General features: G+C 60.6%; 18 protein-coding genes. 4 read left to right on the top strand and 14 right to left on the bottom strand.

Features of this window, described 5'->3' with window-relative positions; all coding sequences use genetic code 11:
* Positions 1–43: 43 nt before the first annotated feature.
* The 4 genes from KI613_RS20860 to KI613_RS20845 all read right to left on the bottom strand — a co-directional run bounded on the left by KI613_RS20860 (position 44) and on the right by KI613_RS20845 (position 5,911).
* Entirely contained in the window at positions 44–946 is a 903-nt protein-coding gene (locus tag KI613_RS20860; protein ID WP_226403124.1) for an adenylate/guanylate cyclase domain-containing protein, read from the bottom strand.
* 61 nt (positions 947–1,007) lie between these two features.
* Entirely contained in the window at positions 1,008–1,871 is an 864-nt protein-coding gene (ttcA, locus tag KI613_RS20855; protein ID WP_226403123.1) for a tRNA 2-thiocytidine(32) synthetase TtcA, read from the bottom strand.
* 130 nt (positions 1,872–2,001) lie between these two features.
* Positions 2,002–4,758 (bottom strand): PAS domain-containing hybrid sensor histidine kinase/response regulator, encoded by a 2,757-nt coding sequence (locus tag KI613_RS20850; RefSeq protein ID WP_226403122.1) that lies wholly within the window; start codon positions 4,756–4,758, stop codon positions 2,002–2,004.
* 10 nt (positions 4,759–4,768) lie between these two features.
* On the bottom strand, positions 4,769–5,911 hold the full coding sequence (locus KI613_RS20845) for an FIST signal transduction protein (protein ID WP_226403121.1): 1,143 nt from the start codon (positions 5,909–5,911) through the stop codon (positions 4,769–4,771).
* 95 nt (positions 5,912–6,006) lie between these two features.
* On the opposite strand from KI613_RS20845, the gene KI613_RS20840 reads away from it, so the two are divergent.
* Entirely contained in the window at positions 6,007–7,167 is a 1,161-nt protein-coding gene (locus KI613_RS20840; protein WP_226403119.1) for a class I SAM-dependent methyltransferase, read from the top strand.
* 8 nt (positions 7,168–7,175) lie between these two features.
* Here KI613_RS20840 and KI613_RS20835 read toward each other — a convergent pair whose 3' ends face one another.
* Positions 7,176–8,150 (bottom strand): hypothetical protein, encoded by a 975-nt coding sequence (locus KI613_RS20835; protein ID WP_226403117.1) that lies wholly within the window; start codon positions 8,148–8,150, stop codon positions 7,176–7,178.
* A 63-nt stretch (positions 8,151–8,213) separates the two neighbouring features.
* Here KI613_RS20835 and KI613_RS20830 point away from each other — a divergent pair, with 63 nt between their 5' ends.
* Positions 8,214–8,405 carry a YjfB family protein gene (locus tag KI613_RS20830; protein WP_226403115.1) on the top strand — a complete coding sequence of 64 codons (192 nt, stop codon included), beginning with the start codon at positions 8,214–8,216 and terminating at the stop codon, positions 8,403–8,405.
* Here KI613_RS20830 and KI613_RS20825 read toward each other — a convergent pair.
* Complete coding sequence (locus KI613_RS20825) at positions 8,395–9,201, bottom strand: alpha/beta hydrolase (protein ID WP_226403113.1); 807 nt, start codon at positions 9,199–9,201, stop codon at positions 8,395–8,397. The two genes, KI613_RS20830 and KI613_RS20825, sit on opposite strands and share 11 nt — an antisense overlap.
* Before the next feature lie 60 nt (positions 9,202–9,261).
* Here KI613_RS20825 and KI613_RS20820 point away from each other — a divergent pair, with 60 nt between their 5' ends.
* Positions 9,262–9,459, top strand: coding sequence for a DUF2905 domain-containing protein (locus KI613_RS20820; RefSeq protein WP_226403111.1), 198 nt, complete (start codon positions 9,262–9,264; stop codon positions 9,457–9,459).
* Here KI613_RS20820 and KI613_RS20815 read toward each other — a convergent pair.
* The 4 genes from KI613_RS20815 to KI613_RS20800 form a co-directional block, all read right to left on the bottom strand.
* Entirely contained in the window at positions 9,427–10,662 is a 1,236-nt protein-coding gene (locus KI613_RS20815; protein WP_226403109.1) for a multifunctional CCA addition/repair protein, read from the bottom strand. The genes KI613_RS20820 and KI613_RS20815 overlap by 33 nt on opposite strands.
* 16 nt (positions 10,663–10,678) lie before the next feature.
* Positions 10,679–11,641 carry a complex I NDUFA9 subunit family protein gene (locus tag KI613_RS20810; protein WP_226403107.1) on the bottom strand — a complete coding sequence of 321 codons (963 nt, stop codon included), beginning with the start codon at positions 11,639–11,641 and terminating at the stop codon, positions 10,679–10,681.
* 85 nt (positions 11,642–11,726) lie between these two features.
* Positions 11,727–13,796: a DUF1631 family protein gene (locus KI613_RS20805; protein ID WP_226403105.1), complete on the bottom strand. Its 2,070-nt coding sequence runs from the start codon at positions 13,794–13,796 to the stop codon at positions 11,727–11,729.
* 9 nt (positions 13,797–13,805) lie between these two features.
* On the bottom strand, positions 13,806–15,737 hold the full coding sequence (locus KI613_RS20800; RefSeq protein ID WP_226403103.1) for a lytic transglycosylase domain-containing protein: 1,932 nt from the start codon (positions 15,735–15,737) through the stop codon (positions 13,806–13,808).
* A gap of 68 nt (positions 15,738–15,805) precedes the next feature.
* On the opposite strand from KI613_RS20800, the gene KI613_RS20795 reads away from it, so the two are divergent.
* A complete protein-coding gene (locus tag KI613_RS20795; protein ID WP_404826962.1) occupies positions 15,806–16,333 on the top strand; it encodes a 5-formyltetrahydrofolate cyclo-ligase in 528 nt (175 codons plus the stop codon).
* Here KI613_RS20795 and KI613_RS20790 read toward each other — a convergent pair.
* From KI613_RS20790 to KI613_RS20775, 4 genes are read right to left on the bottom strand one after another with little or no spacing between them, the layout of a single operon-like run.
* Complete coding sequence (locus tag KI613_RS20790) at positions 16,314–16,604, bottom strand: hypothetical protein (RefSeq protein WP_226403099.1); 291 nt, start codon at positions 16,602–16,604, stop codon at positions 16,314–16,316. The genes KI613_RS20795 and KI613_RS20790 overlap by 20 nt on opposite strands.
* The gene (locus KI613_RS20785) at positions 16,601–17,731 is read right to left on the bottom strand and encodes a MalY/PatB family protein (protein WP_226403097.1); all 1,131 of its coding nucleotides are present in this window, start codon (positions 17,729–17,731) and stop codon (positions 16,601–16,603) included. The genes KI613_RS20790 and KI613_RS20785 overlap by 4 nt, the downstream gene beginning before the upstream one ends.
* Positions 17,728–18,660, bottom strand: a complete 933-nt coding sequence (gene cysK / locus KI613_RS20780) for a cysteine synthase A (RefSeq protein ID WP_226403095.1) — start codon at positions 18,658–18,660, stop codon at positions 17,728–17,730. The genes KI613_RS20785 and cysK overlap by 4 nt, the downstream gene beginning before the upstream one ends.
* On the bottom strand, positions 18,657–19,463 hold the full coding sequence (locus tag KI613_RS20775; RefSeq protein WP_226403093.1) for an EAL domain-containing protein: 807 nt from the start codon (positions 19,461–19,463) through the stop codon (positions 18,657–18,659). Before KI613_RS20775 ends, cysK begins: the two co-directional genes overlap by 4 nt.
* Between the last annotated feature and the right edge of the window lie 468 nt (positions 19,464–19,931).

Here is a 19,931-nt window from a genome sequence, read left to right as displayed (position 1 = left end):
TGCTCGGGAAGCAATCGGCCATCTGAGGATGGCCGATTTTCGTTTACAGATGCTCGAATTCGGCGATATCGGCCAGGGGATCGTTGCCTGAATTGCCAAAACTGATCTGGCCACGACTTTCGAGTTGCATTTCATGGCGCCGGACCATGACTTCCTGGCGTCCTGAGAGCGTTACAAAGCAGCCATTTGTGCTGGTGTCGACCAGATAGAAGCCATCGCTCCGTCTTTCAACCCGTGCGTGTTGTCGCGAGGCTTTTCGATCGTCGATGATCAGTTTGCAGCCAAGATCACGGCCGATGGTCAGGACTGGGGTCTTGTCGTCGAGCAAAAAAGCCTTGCCGCGATGGCGAACACAAAGGCGGTCGACGGGTACGGCGCTACTTGGGCCGAAAGCCGAGTGCGCCGAATTCGCGGTGGCACCTTGATAGTTCGGCCAGTTAATCTGGAATAGCGCCAAAGCTTCGCCATCTTCGGGAACACTACCTAGTTCGGGAACCGGATCGGCAGAAATGAAGCTTGGTTCGGCCAGGGCTTGGACGAGAAGTGAGCTGCACAAGATCTGGTTACGTCGAGCAATCCCAGCGATACGGGCGGCCGTCGAAACGGGCGATCCAGTGAGCTTTTTTCCATCGTCTAACACTTCGCCGCAGTGCAAACCAATGCGGATAGTCAATTTCAGGCCAGAAACGGGCGGCAGGTCGGCAATCCGCTGCTGCATGTCGATGGCAGCCTGGCAAGCATCTTCAGCGGTTTCAAAGGCACCAAGCAACTCATCTCCAACCACTTGGATGGTCTTGCCCTTGTAGCCATCGATGGAGCGTTTCATGCGCTTCAGGCAACGTTCAACCGCGTGCATGGCCTCTTTGTCTCCAAGGCGCTCGAAAAGCGCTGTACTGCCGGAGACATCGGCGAACATCACGATCAATTTTCGTTGCGTGGCGCTCATGGCGACCCAGAGTCCTTTAATTGACGACCACTCATTATATGTTGATCGTACGTCTTCTGCATTATGCCGAAAGGCTTATCGGAATGGTTCCACTGATCGCCATTTCCGGGGCATCAAATGCAATATCGCCTTCTTCGACCGGCGTGTCCAGCGTCAGTCCGTGAAAATCAAACAAGTCGCCGTCTGCCAGGTGCGACGGAACGACGTTTTGCATGGCGGTGAACACGGATTCTGTACGACCGGGATAGCGCTTGTCCCAGTCCTGCATCATTTCCCGGATTTTCTGGCGTTGCAGATTGTCCTGCGAGCCGCACAGGTTGCAGGGAATGATCGGGAATTCCATGCCCCGGGCAAATTTCGCAATATCAGACTCGGCGCAATAGGCCAGTGGCCGAATGACGACATGTGCCTTGTCGTCGGTGACGAGCTTCGGCGGCATGGCCTTGAGCTTGCCGCCGAAGAGCATGTTGAGAAAGAGCGTGTGCACCATGTCGTCGCGGTGATGGCCGAGGGCTATCTTGTTGGCGCCCAGTTCCTTGGCGGTTCGGTAGATGACGCCGCGACGGAGCCGCGAACAGAGCGAACAGGTGGTTTTCCCTTCGGGAATCTTTTCCTTGACGACCGAATAGGTATCGGCTTCGACGATCCGATGCTCAATGCCGATCGACTCGAAATAGCGTGGCAGAACGTCAGCGGGAAAACCGGGCTGCTTCTGGTCAAGATTCATGGCGATCAGGCGGAATTTGACCGGCGCGCGCTTTTGCAGTGCCATCAGCATGGCGAGCAGCGTGTAGGAATCCTTGCCCCCCGAAACGCAGACGAGCACCGTATCGCCATCCTCGATCATGTTGTAGTCGATGATCGCCTTGCCGGTACGGCCTTCCAGATATTTGCGCAGCTTTAGCAGGTTGTTCGATTGGGTCATGGGGTACGGAAAAGGGCGGTGTAAGGACCATGCAGTGCGTTTGCCACGGTCAACCGGGTTTACTGCCTAAAATTGAAAAGCGGCCAGTTTACCTTGTGCCATCAGTCCGGCGAAAAAATTCTGCGTTGAATCAGAGGTTTCCACTAATGGCATGCAGTTTTTCCTGCAATTCCTTGACCCTGATTGGTTTGGAAAGATAGTCGTCCATGCCGGCAGCCAGGCAGGCATCGCGGTCGTCCTGCATGGCTGCGGCAGTCATCGCAATGATCGGTGTGCGCGGTAGATGACCATCAGCCTCGCGGGCACGGATTCGTTGCGTCGCTTCGATGCCCCCCATGACTGGCATCTGCATATCCATCAGGATCAGATCAAAGGACCGGGTTGCCAGAATGTCCAGCGCTTCCTGACCATTTCGTGCCAGCGTGGCTTTGTGTCCCCATTTGCCAAGCAGGCCGAGGGCAAGCTTCTGGTTGGTCGGGTGATCTTCGACAAGCAGGATTTCCAGCGCGCGCCGGGCTTCGCGTAGCGAATGACGGGTGACCAGCGGTGTTCCTGTCGCGTTATTGGCGATGGGCGTGTTATCGAACAGGCGCCCTAAAGCGGCATGCAATTCGTCCAGCGAAATGGGTTTGGAGAAAAATCCGGCGATTCCGGCTTCCTGGCATCGTTGGGCGTCGCCACGCAGGGCGCCGGATGAGAGCATCAACATCGGCGGCAGGTATTTGTGGCTTGCATGCAGGTGGCGCGCCAGTTCGTAACCGTCCATCTCAGGCATTTGTGCGTCGAGCAGGATGCAATCGAAATCGGTGTTGCCGTCTTTCATTAACGCTAGCGCCGCCTGAGCAGAATCGACATCGCGGGGAATCGCTTTCAGCAAGCTCAACATACTGCTCAGGATGCGCCGGTTGGTGGCATTGTCGTCGACAACAAGGATGCGGCGGCCGGCCAAATTGACCTGACTACCCTGGGCGGATGTTGCCTGCTCCGACACCTCAAGTTGTACCGAAAAATGGAAGGTACTGCCCTCGCCCATCTGGCTGTGCAGCCAGATACGGCCACCCATCAGTTCGACCAGACGGCGGCAGATCGACAAGCCAAGACCGGTGCCGCCATACCTTCGCGTCGTCGATGTGTCTTCCTGCGAGAACGCATCGAAAATCAGATCCTGCTTGTCGGGTGCGATACCGATGCCTGTATCGCGCACCGCAAAATGGACGATCGCGTGGCCGTCCTGCAATTGCAGCAGTTCGGTGCGCAAGGCGATTTCTCCATCGTTGGTAAATTTGATGGCGTTGCCGACCAGGTTGACCAGCACCTGCCGTATGCGGCTAGGGTCGCCTTTGACGTAACGGGGTACATCGTGAAGCACTTCGCTGAGCAGTTCGATTCCCTTTTCGTGGGCTCGTAGCGCCAGGGGCTTCAGCACTTCGGCAATGAGCCGATACAGATCGAAGGAAATCTCCTCGACCAGCAATTTGCCGGCTTCGATCTTCGAAAAGTCCAGAATATCGTTGATGATGGTGAGCAGGGACTCGGCCGAAGACTTTGCGATGGTCAGGTAGTCGCGCTGTTCTGCGGTCAACGCCGTTTCCAGGGCCAAATCGGTCATGCCGATGACGCCGTTCATCGGCGTACGAATCTCGTGACTCATGTTGGCGAGGAAGTCGCTCTTCGCCCGGCTGGCTGCTTCTGCTGCTTCCTTGGCCCGCAGGACTTCGACCTCAGCTTGTTTTCGCTCGGTGATATCGACAATCACACCAAGCAATCCGGAAACGCTCCCGTCGCGGCGGGTCAGCGCCGCTTTGCGATAGACCGTATCGTGAACGACGCCATCCAGACTATGCACTGAGGCTTCATAGGACTGCATTCCCTTGCTGGCAAACAGTTCCGCGTCTTTTTCGATATGCCGGCGGGCGTCTTCCGGGGAGAGGAGATCGCGCAGCGTATGGCCGATGATTGCCTCGCGATCTATATGGAAGAACAATTCGAAAGCCCTGTTCAGGCGAACGTAGCGCCCGGCACTATCTTTCAGGTAAACCGGCAAGGGGATCGCCTCGATCAACTCTTCGACCAGATGCAATTGCTCCGACAATTGCGTCTCGATGCGTTTGCGGTCGGTGATGTCGGTCCGGATCGCGATATGGCGCTCAGGCTCCCCTGATGCGTTCAGTAGCGGGACAATGGTGGCGTTCACCCAATACAGATTACCGCCGCGCGCCCGGTTGCAGACTTCGCCACGCCAGACCTGGCCAAGCGAAATGGTCTGCCACATGTCGCGGAACATTTCTGGTGGATGCGTGCCGGAATTGATGATGCGGTGATTGCGGCCGAGCAGTTCCTCGCGGGTGTAACCGCTGATGTCGCAAAAACGGTCGTTGGCATACAAAATCGTGCCGGCTGTGTCGGTGATGCTGACGATCGCATGCTGGTCGAGGGCGAATTTCTGGGTCGCCAACTCACGGCGGCCATGCTCGCTTTCCGCGACCATCGAGGCGATTCGCTTGGACAGTTCGGCGATGTCCTCATCGGCAAGGGTATCGGCGTGATCACTCCGGTCATCGTCTGGCAACAAATGCAGGACTGTTTTTCGCAAGGAACGCAGCGCATTTTCGCGATCAGCCAGCGACAGACGTAGTTTCTCGTTGCTGTCCGAGAGTTCGGACGAGGAAATTTCCAGGCTACGGGTACGCAAATCAAGATCGCGCTCGTATTGCTCGTAGCTGCTGTCGACGCGCGTCAGGAAATCGCCAAAGCCTTCCAGGGCAGCTCGCAAGCTTGGATCTGCCGTCGTCGCTGCAGTGCTCATCGAGTTCAGCAAGGCAGCCAGTTCGGCTTCGCTGCTGATCCCAAGGCTGCGCTTGAGTTGCCGGAGAAGCGCTTTTTGCATGTGGTTTGGGTCAGGCCTCACTCAGGCAGGTGATGGTCATTGTCTGATTATGCAATTTGCACGATGCGCCGGGTGCGAACGGGCTGATTTCTCCGTAGGAGTAGAAGCCAGTCAGTACGCCGGCCTTGCCAAATACATCGCCGACTGCCTCGACCTCTTCGTCGACCCGGTTGCCCATGACCAGTTTTCGACCAACGCAGCTGACCAGAATCGCCACGCTTTCACCGGCGCCCTGTGCCATGGCTGCAGCTGCCTCGGCGGCTGATTCGGCCCCGTTAACCAGTTTGTCGGTACTGGCGTGCATCAGGCGCAAATAGCCATCCGGGTCGATCTCGCCAGCCAGGATCAGGCTGCCGCTGGCTTCGTCTATGCCGAGAATGGTGCGAATCAGACCGACCGCGCTATGGTCTTCGCCCAGCATGGCAAATGGGAAAAGGAGCCCTGATGCCGGCAGACCCTTGGCGTGCTCGCCCAAGTAGCGGCGGTAAATTTCGAGTGCCGGTTCGCCGTCAAGTTCGTGCAAAATGTTGCCTTCGCTGCGTGTCACCTTGCGGGCTGGGCCAAAAGGCTCCCAGCCGCCGAACGAGCCGTGTCCGAAGCGCAGCCCGTCGCCACTCAGGCCAATGGCTACTATCTGGTTGTTGGCCACGCCGTCCGGGCCAATGGTAAAGGTTTCCTTGAAGGCGCCGCCGTCACCAGCCAGTCCGCCGGTAATCGGGATGCTGGTGCCAATGATGCTGGTGATGCCATTGACCAGCGCGCTACCGTTGATTTTGACCCCTGGCCCGAAAACGAGGACGGCCTTGAGCCCGGCCGCGGAAATCTGCTTTCCCAGTCTTTCGCCAGCGGCGAAAGAATCATCCATACCGGTCAACCGTGTGTTGCCCTGGCTGAGGCGGGTTTGGTCGAATTTGATGGCGGTGATGCTACTGGTTCCATCATCGACGCCCGCTGCCGTGATCTCGCCCGCCGTCGAACAGCCGAGCAGCAAGGCTTCGGGAAATGCGCTGCGGATTGACTCGTGGAATCCCGGAAAACTGAAGTGTTCGATGCTGCCGAAGATTAGCAGCAGGTCCGCCGCGGAATTTTTCAAGTTGTCCAGCGCCACAGCCAGATCAGCCGGCTTGCGATTGATTATTTGTTTGACGCGCAAGGTCAGTCTCCTCCTTTGATGCAGAATGCAAAAATAGCATAGGCCACCGCGAAATTCTCGTGGTGGCCTTAAAATTGACACTTTTTGAACTTACCATGAACAACCTGCCGATTCCCGCACCGGAGGCTCTCGCACATAGCCAGCGCCTGCAACAAAGCCTTGTCGACGAGATTTCTGCAGCGGGCGGTTGGCTCTCCTTTGCGCGTTTCATGGAGCAACTGCTCTATGCGCCAGGGCTTGGTTACTACACAGCCGGAGCGCGCAAATTCGGGGCGGCTGGCGATTTCATCACGTCCCCTGAAATGACCGCGTTATTCGGACAGGCATTGGCCCGGCAGGTCGCTCAAGTCATGGCGGCATCGGTTCCCGTGGTGCTTGAGGTGGGGGCCGGCTCAGGGCGTTTGGCCGCTGATTTGCTGCTTGCGCTGGAGAAAGCGGAAGCATTGCCGGAGCGCTATTTCATTCTCGATTTGTCGGCCGATTTGCGCCAGCGCCAGCAGGAAACGATCGCAGCGGCCGTGCCACATCTGCTGTCGCGGGTTGAGTGGCTGGATTGCCTGCCGGAACAGTTTTCGGGAGTTGTCGTCGCCAATGAACTGCTGGACGCCATGCCGGCCCACATTGTTGCCTGGCGAGACGAAAGGATTTTCGAGCGCGGTGTTGTCGTGAATGAAGCTGGCCATTTCGTATGGAAAGAACATCCGGCAAGCGGTGCCTTGCTCGTTGCGGCCCAGGAAATCGGTGAACAATGCAGCCTGCCGCCGGGTTTCGAGAGCGAAATAAGCCTCGTGGCACGAGCCTGGTCGGCGGAATGGGGACATCGCCTGAACAAGGGAGCGCTGCTGCTGATCGACTATGGCTTCCCGCGCCGCGAGTTCTACCATCAGCAACGCGGCCGTGGAACCTTGATGTGCCATTACCGCCATCATGCGCACCCCGACCCGTTCTATTTGCCGGGCTTGCAGGATGTGACGGTCCACGTCGATTTCACGGCGATTATTGCAGCGGCCCACGCCAGCGGGCTGGAATTACTCGGGTATGCCAGTCAGGGACAATTCCTGCTCAATTGCGGGATTCTCGATTGCCTGGCCGGCATTCCTCACGCAACGCCCGAATACATTCGGGCTGCAGGCGCCGTCGGCAAGCTGCTGATGCCGCACGAAATGGGCGAGCTATTCAAGGTGATAGCCATCGGCCGCGGCCTGGACGAAGCGCTTCTCGGCTTCGCCAATGGCGATCAGAGCCGGCGTTTGTAACTGGATACCTAGCGCTTGGCCAGTTCGCGGAAACGGTTTGGCTGACCGAGGATCAGGCGGCCGAAATCGTCCAGCAGTGCCTGGTCGACGACTTGCGGTCGGAGGCTGTAGAGGGCGCTGCCCAGCCGCTCCAGATTACGTGTTTCGAGGACGATGACACCCTTCGAAAAGTCCGCCCGCCAGCGTGCACTGACGCTGACATCGCTGCGGATTTCAAACTCGGCGCGTTCGACATAGCTGCGCTCGTTCTTGAATTCCTTGTAGGTGAAGGGCAGGCCGAAGTCAAAAAGCATGGCCCGGAAGCGTTCCACCGAGGGACCATCACGTTCGATGTGCAGTGTGTTGCTTGCGTTCAGGTGGTAGGAGAAGGTGACCAGCTCGACCAGTGCTCCGGCGCTTTGCGACTGTGTCCGGTAATCGGCAAAGCCTTCCTGCCAGACGAGCTGATTGAGCTCGAATTGTTCGATCAGCGGGTAATCGCGCGGGATTTCCGGCTTGATGATGTTCAGTTGCTGAACCAGCTCATGCAGATAGAAAAAGAGATGCTTCAGGGCCTGGTCGATGGCCTCGTTGATTGAGGTGCGTTCGGCCAGAGCACTATGGATTTCCCGCTGCCGTACTTCGGCCCGTTGTCGTAGCTGGTCAAGGAAGCTGCTGCCGAGTTCTGGCGTGCTTTCTTTTTTCGTCGCTTGCTCGGGCGCCTTAGCTTCGATTGGTTTGGCTTGGGCCGGTTTAGCGGCGGGTCTGGCTGGCGCGATTTCGGGAAACACCAGCGTCGGATCGGTCATGCCAGCGCCAGAGTTGGCTAGGTATTCCCTGCGGGCACGCCGTTCAGCGGCATCCAGATCGAAGGCTTCGATGTCCGCGATCAGCGAGGCTTCCAGCTCGGCAATATCCTGGCTCGTGCCGGTCTTGCGCTCACGTTTGGCGCGGATGGCTTCAAGGATGGTGGACAGCGGTCCTGTTTTTTCGGAATTGCTCATTGAATTGGCAAATATATCGACTACAGTAGACTAATAATGTGTCCGAATTGGAGTGAGCGCAAGATGGATGTTTCTTCTGTAGGCAGTTTGACCTCCGCCATGTCTCCAGTGGAGATCAGGGACGCCGCCAATACGGCAGTTATCAAGAAGGCGATCGACATTCAAGAACAGCATGCGATGCAGTTGCTGGAGGCCTTGCCGCAAGTGCCGAGCAACCCGCCCAACTTGGGCAACTCGGTCGACGTCAAGGTTTGATTTTTTCCAGCCAGTCACTCAAGGTGGCCGCGACGAGCGGCCATTCTTTTTCATGGGTCACGGCGTGACCCATATTGCGGAAAATATGGACGTGCTCGCCGTAGGTTTGTCCGGTCGTCTGGACCAGAAAGGCGGGCACCAGTACGTCGTCTTCTGCGCCGAGGATGAGCATCGGCGGCCGATGCATGGCGTAGAGGTTGGGCAGGCTGAACATCGACATGTCCCATAGCGCCCGATGCGATTCCGGCTGCATCCGGCTCAGCCAGGCGGCCAGCATGGTTTCATCGACCTCGCCGGCAAACAGCGCTTCGCGCAGCGTGCCGGTATCGGTGTATTTGCCGTCCATGATCTGATTGATTTCCTGGAACAACTGCGGCTTGTTGAACATCAGGTGAAACTGGGAGGCGATCAGGCCTTGTGGTGGCACCGAGCAGATCAGGGCAACGGCCGAAGCTTCACGATGTTCGAGATATTTCTGGATGATGAAGCCACCCATTGAATGACCGATCAGGACAGGCGTCGCACCCAGCCAGTCGACGACGGTCTTGACGTCATCGACGTAATCGCCGACCGAATGCCAGTTGATATGCTCGCGCCCCGCGCTGCCGGCGTGGCCCCGCAGTGACAGGGCGTAGCAGGGGTAGCCAGCCTTGGCGAGAAACGGCATGAAGGTTTCGGTCCACATCCAGCCACCGGCAAAGGCACCGTGTACGAACAGTAGTGCCGGTTTGGTGGTCTTGCGGGAAGGCAGGCAGGAGAAGACTTCGAGGCCTTCAACGATTTGTGTTTTTAGCATGGGGCTCTGTTCAGGGTGAGGCGTGATTTAATGCGGTTTTCACCCTGCGGTGCAAGGCAAATGCTGAAGTGGATTTTGACGCTGGTGGTGGCGATTTTTTTGCTGGGCATCATCGGCCCGCATCTGGCGCGCTTTATTCGGTTCGGCAAATTGCCGGGAGATTTCGCATTCCGCTTTCGTGGTCGAAGTTACACGTTTCCGGTGGCGACCACGATCATTTTTTCGTTATTGCTCTGGCTGCTCTCCCGAGTCATTTAACAAAATTTTGAGCGCGTTGACCCGTGCCGTGTAAATGCGTTCGGGAATTTTCGCCTTGTCGGTGCAGGCCAGCGCGATTTTTCCTGCTTCGACGGCGTTGACCGCAGCGAGTGCCGCAAGCAGATAGCGCGGGCTGTCGTAGGGGCGATTTTCCCAGCCCAGCCGGCCGGTGTAATCGCACAGGCAGGCATCGAGCAGTTGCTGGAAACGTTCCGGCCGGCGCAGCGCATCGGTTTTTTCGAACAACGTGACGATGGTGCTGGCCTTGAGGTCGGCAGCGCGATGGACGTTGCCGTGATAGCGCGCCATGAGCAGGGCGAGGTCGCGACAGTCGCTCGGCACGCGCAGGCGGGCGCACAGTTTTTCGCTCAGGGTCACGCTGCGCTCTTCGTGGCCGATATGGCGCGGCAGGATGTCGGCCGGCGTCGTGCCCTTGCCAAGATCGTGGGTCAGCGCGGCAAAGCGCACGGGCAAGGCGAAGCCGCGTTTCGCCGACTGGTCGACGACCATCATGGTGTGGATGCCGGTGTCTATTTCAGGATGGTAATCGGCGCGTTGCGGCACGCCGAACAAAGCATCGAGCTCGGGCAGCAAGCGGGCCAGGGCGCCGCAGTCGCGCAGGACTTCGAACATCCGTGACGGCTTGTCTTCCATCAGGCCCTTGGCCAGTTCCTGCCAGACTCGTTCGGCGACCAGGTGATCGACTTCACCGCTGGCCACCATGTCGCGCATCAGGGCCAGCGTTTCCGGGGCGACCGTAAAATCGCTGAAGCGCGCGGCAAAGCGGGCGATGCGCAGAATACGCACCGGGTCTTCGGCAAAGGCCGGGCCGACATGCCTTAGGATTTTGGCCGATAAATCCGGTTGACCGTGGAAAGGGTCAATCAACGTGCCATCGGCGGCTTTGGCCATGGCATTGATGGTCAGGTCGCGACGGGCGAGATCTTCTTCCAGCGTGACGTTCGGTGCGGCATGAAACGTGAAGCCGTGGTAGCCGTGTCCGGACTTGCGTTCGGTGCGGGCCAGCGCGTATTCCTCCTGGGTCTTCGGGTGGAGGAATACCGGGAAATCCTTGCCGACCGGTCGGAACCCCTGCTTGAGCAGAGCTTCCGGGGTGGCACCGACGACGACGTAATCGCGGTCGGCATTGGGCCGGCCGAGCAGTTCATCGCGGACCGCGCCGCCAACGATGAATATCTGCACGGTCGGTGGCGCGCCCTCAGCGACCGGCGCGATAGCGGAAGCCGTCGAGCTTGCCCTTTGGTGTGTTGAGCGCGATGTAGGTCGGCGCGATGGCTTCCAGCGCCGTTGGGCGCCAGTTGGCTGGCTGCTTGCTGCCGGCTTCGGCGACGCTGTCCTTTTCCATCGAGCGCAGGTTGTCCGGCGACAGCATCGGGCTCGGGGCCAGCCACATCAGGCCGGCCTGCAGGTAAGCCCAGCCTTCGGACAAGGGAACGATGGTGGCCGTGCTGCCGGCCAGTTCCTTGGTGTAGTCGACCAGTTCACGCAGCGTGTAGGTCTTCGGACCGACCAGTTCGTAGGTCTGGCCGTAGGTGGCGACGTCGTTCAGGCAATCGACGAAGGCATCGGCAACATCGGCAGCCCACACCGGCTGGAAGCGGGCATGACCGAAACCGAGCGGGAAGAACGGGACTTTCTTCAAAATGCTGGCAAACATCGACAGGAAAGAGTCGCCGAGCCCGAAGATGACCGACGGGCGGAAGATGGTGACGTCCAGCTCACCCTGGGCAGCGCGCACGATGGCTTCACCGTCGCCCTTCGAGCGCAGGTATTCGGACGGCCCCTTGGGGTCGGCGTTGAGGGCGCTCATGTGTACCAGACGGCGGACACCGGTGGCCTTGCAGGCGGCAATGATCTTTTTCGGCAGTTCGACGTGGGCTTCGGCGAAATCGCGGCTGTAGGGCAGGACGACGTCGCGGCTGTGGAGGACGCCGACCAGGTTGATCACGGCGTCGTGGCCACACATCAGTTCGCTCAGGGTCTTTTCGCAGTGGATGTCGGCTTCCGGCATGCTGACGCCCGGCTGCATGATCAGCGCCTTGGTGCGTTCGCGGCGACGCGTCGGTACGGTGACTTCGATGCCGCGCTGCGACAGACGGTTGACGATATAGGTACCGACGAAACCGCTACCCCCCAGCAGCAAGACCTTCTTGATGTCCATTTGAAACCCCGGAAACTGAATACGTAAAACCCGGATTTTAAGGCAATTTGCCGCTTTCCGGGCAGACCTGTGGTCGATCGCCGCTTTAGCGCCCCGCTGATTGTTGCAGGGCGACGCCGGCTGCCGTTTCGAACAAGGTGCTGAGCGGGCTGATGCGGGCCTCGCCATCGCGCAACTGGCGCTCGAGAATGGCCGGATGAACCGCCAGCGCCAGCCCGGATTCCGGGTTCAGGAACAATACCCGACGTTTGCTCGGGCTGATGTGGCAAAGTCGGCCGATGCCCTGGCTGCCATCGGCCAGCGGGATTTCGAGCCAGTCGCCAACCTTGACGGGCAGCGCACGGGAAGGCGCCGGACGATAGTCGGCAAAATCGAGCGTGGCGAGAACCCGCTGGTCCACCTCCAACTTTCCGCTGACCGGCATACCGGCCGGAGCCGAAACGCCGCTCGGGAAAAGCTCAGCCGCTGCAGCCTCGGGAGAGGCTGCGGCCGGCACGGCACGTAGCGCCCTGGTCTGCAGTTCGAAACATTCGTCGAGGAAGGCGGACTCCGCTTCGGCCGACAAGCCGATGCGAGCCATTCCGGCGCGCAGGCGTTTGAGGATCTCGGGCAGGCGGCGGGCCAGGGTCTTGCGCTCATCGGGATCAGCCTTGGGCTGGATGGTCCACAGCAGGTCATCGATGACGGCAAGTCCTTCCTGCCAGGCGGCGCCCTGTTCGCCCTCTTCGAGCCAGATTGTCTGCAGCAGGCGGCTCCACGATTGCTCGAGAAAAGTGCGGATGGCGGCCGGCGGGTTGGTCGCGATGAATTTTTCGAGGGCCAGGCGGACGCCTTGGGCGGCCTCGTCCTTGCGGTCAAGCTGCTCGATCAGGGGGAGATAGGGCGTCGTCGCTGCAGCAAAGCTGGCGTTGCGTTCGGCCAGCAGCGCGTCGAGTTCGGCCAGCGCCGTCGCGAAGGCGGCCTTGTCGGCGCTGCTTTCGCTGCGCAGTAGGGTGGCGATGTCGAACAGGCGGGCGCAGACCGGGTGGCGGGCGGGAACATCGGTCGGCAGGCCAAGAATGGCCTGTCCCATGCGGTCGACGACCAGTCGCGCCGGGTGTTGGGCATCGGCAAACAGCGAGCTGTCCTTCATCGCCACCTTGAGCAGCGTGATCTGCAGGCTCGAGATGACGGCTTTGAGGGCATCCGGCAAGGCAGGGTTGGCGAAGATGGCCTCGAAGATCATGGCCAGCGTGTCAATGGCCAGGCCCTCGTTGGCCGTGGTCGGAATGCCGAGCTGGGCAGACTTGAGGACCTTGGGCTGGCTGGTGAAGTCGCCGTCGGGTGTGAACAGCGCCGGGATCATGCCGCCCCCCGTCTGGGTCGGTGCGAATTTTTGCCCGAAAGTGTCCCGGCGATCGAGTTCGTTGAGCCGCTCGATCAGGCGTTCGAGGGTGGCCTGGTTGAGCAGCGATGCCGCTGCACCACCGCCGGCCTGCACCTGCGGCATTTCGGCCGCACCGGGCACGCTGGCAAGCAGCCTTTGCTGCAGGGCAAGCAAGGCATTGGCCTGAGTGGCCGGCGATTCTGGGCTCGCCGGTCCTTCCTGGCTGCCGATGATGCTCGGCTGGGCGGCCTCGACACCACCACGATCCATGAAGTCGTTTACTTCGGCGTAGAGCGCCGGTAATCCTTCGAGCAGACAGGCTTCGATGCGGTCGAGCAATTCCAGCTTCTTGTCGATGGCGAAGGCGCCGGCTGCGTCGAACATGGTGTTGAGGCCCTGGGCGATGCCTTTGGGGCCGATTGGGTTGGCGCTATTCGGCAGGTCGGGCCGCCTGAGCAGGGTGACGAAGCGCAGATGGGTTCGCCACAGGCTGCCGCCGGTCCGCTCGAACAGCCGGGCACTCATGTTGTCGAGGCGGATGCCGAGTTCGAGATCCTCTTCGCCGACCAGCGTGATGCGTGATGAGGTCAGTCCGCTGGCCTCCTCGGCAAATGTGCCGCGCCGGTTGGTCGAGGCCATTTCGTCGAAATAGGCGCCAGCACCGTCCTGAATAGCCTGGATGGCCGGGGCGGAGAGCAAACCGCTATCCTGCAGCAAGGCACCGAGGTGCTTGAGGAAAAGAGCCCGGATATCGCTCAGGAGATGGAATGAGTCGGACTGCACTGCCATGTCGTTTTCCTAGGGTAGATCTGCGTCTTTCATGCTGTCGCTGGTCCTGGCGCCGACGACGCCGAGGCGGGTCTTGAGCGAATCGGTCTTGCCGTTGAACTGGGCCGAATAATAGACCGAATTGCTCATCACTTTTTTGACGTAATCGCGCGTTTCACTGAACGGGATGGTCTCGGCGTAGATGGCGCCTTCGAGCGGCCGGTCGGCGCGCCATTTCTTGGCCCGGCCGGGGCCGGCGTTGTACGCGGCAGAAGCGAGGACCGGGTGGTTATCAAGGTTTTCCATGACCAGGCGCATGTAGCTGGTGCCAAGCAGGACGTTGGTTTCGGTGTCGTTGACGCGACCGTGGCTGAAGTCGCGCAGGCCGATTTTCTTGGCCACCCATTTGGCGGTAGCTGGCATGAGCTGCATGAGGCCGGAGGCGCCAACATTCGACTTGGCGTTGGTGATGAAACGACTTTCCTGACGCATCAGGCCGTACACCCAGGCGTCGTCGAGCGACTGATTCTGGGCGGCCGGGCGCACTGTCTCGCCGTAGGGGGCGAGGAAGCGCAGCGAGAAATCGTGTTCGTTGCGGGTCTTGTCGGCGGTGTTGATGGCCCGGTCCCAGATCTGGTTGCGCTTGGCGAGATTGGCGACAGCGAGCAGCTCACGGTCGTCCATGCCGCGCAGCGACCAGTTCCATTCCTTGACCCCTTCGGTGCGCAGGGCGAGACGGAAGAATGCCAGGGCGCGGCGGATGCCCGGGTTGTCGAGGGCGGCTTTATGTTCCTCGGCGGTTGTTTCCTTGGCCTTGGGGGGCAGCGCTATCTTGCGGTCAAGTTCTTCGTCGGCCAGATTGCCGTAGAAATTGGTTTGGCCGGCGATTTTTTCGAACAATGCGTCGGCTTCTGTTGTCCGTCCGCCGGATTTGAGGGCGCGGCCGAGCCAGTAGATCCAGTCCGGCTTGGCGGCGAGTTCGGCCGGCATGGCCTCAATGGTGTCGCGGACGACGCCCCACTCCTGGGCGCGCAGGGCAGCACGGACCTTCCACTGGGCACCTTCTTCCGACAACGGGGCCTTGCCGGCATTGGCGAACCAGTCCACCGTTTCGCCCAGGTGTTTCTTGGCGCCCTGCAGGGCAATCTGGCTCCATGCCCACTGGCGTTCGTTGTCGTGCAGTTTGCCCTTGATCTTTTCCAGCTCGTCGGCGGCGATGCGCGGGTCGTTGGTGGCTAGGCGCGAGATGGCGAAAGCGGCCAGTTCGCGCCCGGCCCGGCTGGCCGACCAGTTGCCCGGTTGGCGGACGAGGTAGCTCATGGCGCTGTTGATGGCGCTGTCGAAAGCCTTGCTGTCCGGTATCTGGCTTTCCGGCAGGTAATTCAGCGTGGTTTTGGCCCAGCTTGGGCGATTGGCTTCGACCTGGCGGCGGGCACGCGCCCAGACTTCATCGGCTGTAATGCGCTGATTGACGACCAGCGCGTCCATGACCTGGCGGCAGGGTTCCGACGGTTCGAGCATGGTCAGCCACAGCTTTTCGGCCTCGGCGAGTACCTTGCGGTCGTCGCGGGCAAGGCGGGCCTGCTGGCTGTAGCAGACGACATCCGGCTCCGGGGCGAGCATTTTGGGGAATTCGGCATCCACTTCGTTCCACGTCAAACGCTTGCCGAGCCAGCGTATCCAGTCGGCGCGCAGCTTTTCGGCGACGTAGCTGCCTTCGTTGCGGTGCAGGAAGTCGCGGATATTGTTCGGGTCACCCTTTTCCATCCACATGCGTAGCTGGTAGCTCTCGGCGTACACGGCCAGTTCATGGTTGCCGAGCTGGCTGCTGGCGCGCTCCAGCTTGTTGATGTCGCCAACCCGGAAAGCGTCGCGGGCGGTCAGGAAAGCAGCGTCGCCGTTGCTCTGGGCAAGGACGGAAAACGGGAGCGCGAGGGCGATGAGAATGAGGCGAAACTTCATGCTAGATTACTGCCATGGTTGAACCAAACGAGGATAACACGGGCTGGCGTCGTGCATTACGACGTGAGATGGTGGGGCGACGTGCGGCGCTCAGCGAGGCTGAGCATGACGGGCTGTCGGCGCGCATTGTCGAGCATTTGCTGGCTGCTTTGCCGCTGCCTCGTGTCGTCGCTTTTTGCTGGCCGATCAAGCACGAGCCGGATGTCCGGGCGGTGGTTGAACGGTGGACGGCACTCGGCGCAATAGCGGCTCTGCCGGTCGTCGTGGCCGAGGATGCGGCGCTGGCTTTTCGGGTCTGGACGGCGGATACGCCGCTAGCACCTGACCGCTACGGGATTCCAACGCCGATGGCCGGCGATTTCGTGCAGCCCGACCTCATTTTGTTGCCGCTGAACGGTTTTGACGGTGCCGGTTATCGGCTCGGTTACGGCGGCGGCTATTTCGACCGGACGCTGGCCGTGCTCTCCCCTCGCCCGCTGGCCGTTGGCGTCGGCTTCGAGACCAACCGGCTGGACAGCATCCGGCCGGAAAATCACGATCAGCGGCTCGACTGGATCGTTACCGAGGCCGGCAGTTTCAGGGTTTCAGCCGCCTGAACTGCCACACGGCGAAGCTCGTTGCCAGCCCGGCCAGCATGACCAGCGTGGCCTGGCGGAAATCGTAAAGTCCCGTTTGCAGAGCGAGATTCAACGTGTAGCTGTGGTGCAGCGCGAGGAGCAGCGTGCCGATGCTCAATGCCACCCACAGGCGCCAGCGCTCGCTGGGCAGATCGCGCTGCAGCGCAGACTTCAGCGCCAAACCGCCGATCAGCGCCTGGCTCAGGGCAGCGACAAAAAGGAAATAGAGGCTCAGCTGATAGGTGTTCATGCGGCCCGGCAGGCGGTGCTGAAACGCTTGAGCGCTTCTTCCAGCGTGCTGCGCGGGCAGCCGAAGTTGAGGCGTAGCCAGCCCGGCGCACCGAAATCGGCGCCGTCGGAGAGGCCGAGGCCGTGCGCTTCGAAATGCGCGGCCGGGTTGCCCAGCCCGAGTTCGCGGACATCGATCCAGGCCAGATAAGTGGCCTCGACTGATTTCATTTTTGGCCCTTTTTCCCGGTTGACCGTAGCAGTCACCAGATCGCGGTTGGTGCGCAGGTAGGCGATCAATTCGCGGTGCCAGTCGGCGCTGTCGCGGTAGGCCGCTTCGCAGGCGGCCAGCCCGAGCACGTTTACGTGCGGGACGATGCCGTGCATGGCGTGCTCGAAGCGGCGGCGCAGGCTGGCGTCGGGAATGACCGCGAAAGCGCAGCCGAGGCCGGGGATGTTGAAGGTCTTCGACGGCGCCATGAGCGTGATGCTGCGCTTGGCGGCCTCTGGTGACAGGCTGGCGAAGGGGATGTGGCGTTTGCCGGCGTCGAGGATCAGGCCGCAGTGGATTTCGTCGGAGCAGACGATGAGGTCATGGGCTTCGGCCAGGGCGGCCAGTTCGAGCAGTTCGTCGCGGTTCCAGCAGCGGCCGACCGGGTTGTGCGGGTGGCAGAGCAGGAAAAGCTCGGTGGCTGGCGTCAGCGCAGCCTGCAAGGCAGCTTGGTCAAAACGCCAGCCGTCGTCGGTGCAGGCCAGTTCGGCGCGGTTCAGTTTACGGCCGGAGAAATGCGGTGCGGAGAGGAAGGGCGGATAGATCGGCGTGGCCGTCAAAACCTCGCCATCGACGGCCCGACAGGCGACGTTGAGCCCGGTGACCAGCCCTGGCAGCCAGACGATCCATTCGGCTTCAATACGCCACTGGTATTCACCTTCAAGGTGAGCGAGTACTGACTCAGTGAGCGATGGCCACGGCCCGCCGTAGCCGAAAACGCCGTGCTCGATACGCCGGTGCAGGGTTTCGATGACGGCCGGCGGCGCAGCGAAATCCATGTCCGCGACCCACAGAGGCAGGACATCGCGACCGGCGTACTTGCTCCATTTGATGGAGTCGGAGTGACGCCGGTCGATCGGGGTGTCGAAGTTACTCAAACTTCTAAATGCTGAAAGAGCACGGTCGACAGGTAGCGCTCGCCACAGGACGGGATGATGACGACGATATTCTTGCCGGCATTCTCCGGGCGTTTGGCGACTTCCACCGCGGCCCAGCTGGCGGCCCCGGAAGAAATGCCGACGAGCAGGCCCTCTTCAGTCGCCATGCGGCGGGCCATGGTCAGCGCGTCGTCGTTCTTGACGCGGATTATCTCGTCGTAGATCGTCGTATTGAGCACGGCCGGGACGAAGCCGGCACCGATGCCCTGAATCGGGTGCGGCCCCTTGGCGCCGCCGGACAGCACGGGCGAAGCGTCGGGTTCGATGGCGATGATCTGCACTTTCGGGTTCATGCCCTTCAGTGCCTCGCCAACCCCGGTCACCGTGCCGCCGGTGCCGACACCGGCGACGACGATGTCGACCAGCCCGGCTGTGTCACGCCAGATTTCCTGGGCCGTGGTGCTGCGGTGCACGGCCGGATTGGCCGGGTTTTCAAATTGCTGCGGGATGAAATAGCGGCTGTCGGCGGCGGCCAGTTCGGTTGCCTTGTTGATCGCGCCGCCCATCCCGTCCGGGCCGGGTGTCAGGATCAGCTCGGCGCCGTAGGCCTTGAGCAGTAGCTTGCGTTCGCGGCTCATCGTTTCCGGCATCGTGAAAGCGCATTTGATGCCGCGCGCTGCGCAGACCATGGCCAGGCCGATGCCGGTGTTGCCCGACGTTGGCTCAAGGATGACGGTATCGGGGCCGATCTTGCCGGCGGCCTGGGCGGCGTCGAGCATGGCCACCGCGATGCGGTCCTTGACGCTGCTGCCCGGGTTGAAGAATTCCAGCTTGGCGAGCACCGTCGCGGCGCAGCCGGCGGTAACGCGGTTGAGACGAACCAGCGGCGTGTTGCCGACCAGTTCAGTGACATCGTTGGCGATTTTCATGGGAAGGCTCCGGAAGGGGATAAGTGATTGTAGGCGAGTCTGCGCTTGTCGTGGGTGGGGCGGCAGTCAGCTGCGGGTGGGCCCAACAGGCTGCCTTGGCCGAGATCGAAGCCAGCGGCGCGCGCCGCCGCGGCCTGACCGGCCGACTCGATGCCGGTCAGTTCGAGGCGGATACTGGCCCGATGCGCCGATTCGAGCAGGCTGTCAGCGTATCCCGGCTGAATCTGCTGGATGTCCGGCTTCAGGGCCAGCACATCGGCCTCCGCGATGGCTCCGGCCAGCGCCAGTCGATAACCACGCTGGCGATAATTGGCCAGCGCCTCGGCCAGTCGGGGGTGATGACCGATGAGCGAGGCGTCGATCTGCAGCACGATATCGTCCGGCGCCAGCCCGCAACGTTTCAAGATCGCCTCATAAACCAGTCCGTGCTGGTTTTGCACGGCCAGCAGGTGGCGCGGATGCACCACCATCTGCAGATAGCCGCCGGTGTGCTGGCCTTGAGCGAGAAAATTCAGCGCATGCAAGGTCCGGCACTGGCGGTCGAAGTGGACCACCGATTCCGCCGTCTCGCACGCCGCATAGGCATCCGCCGCGCTCACCGCGCTGCCATCCTCCCGACGCGCGACAAGAATGGCCTGATGGCCGACCACCCTGCCCAGCTGCAAATCGACAATCGGCTGGAACAGGGAACCCAGCCGCAAGCCATGATGCCAGGCAGCCGCCCGTGCCCCATCGGGATATAGCGTGCTCTCGCCGGAATTGTCGGCGACATTGAAATAGCGAATCAGGTCGGTCAGCGGCATGGTCTTTCCAAATCTACGGTCAACAAATCCTGGTCAGGCGTGCGGCGGCCAGGGACGGAGCAGCCCTTCCCGCACACTGGTTCTACCTTGGTCGGTTGAAAAAACAGGGTGATGTCGGCAGTCTAGCCAAAACGAGTTATTCCAATAAAGAATGAATTGGTACAAAAATATATAAAAAAAGCATGATGTAGGTTTGGCGACTGGTTCCGGAGGTTTAACCGGAAAGTGGAGCAGCCAGAATGGCCGTTCTCGCAGGCCATCCGGGAAGCATTCCGGCGAACATGGAAACAAAGGCTGGTTCTACGGTCAACCGGAAATTCAGGCCAAAACTGAAATGATCTTGAGGCATGACAAGTCCTCCGGATCAGGGTTTATGACCTTTGTCTGATTGACGGTCGGTTATTACAATGACATTCTTGCTGCTCACGGCACGCGTATTTCAGGGAGCAGTGCCGGATTGGTCATGCC

The organism is Ferribacterium limneticum (assembly GCF_020510585.1).
GTDB lineage: Bacteria > Pseudomonadota > Gammaproteobacteria > Burkholderiales > Rhodocyclaceae > Azonexus.
This window is presented reverse-complemented; position numbering and strand designations above follow the sequence as displayed.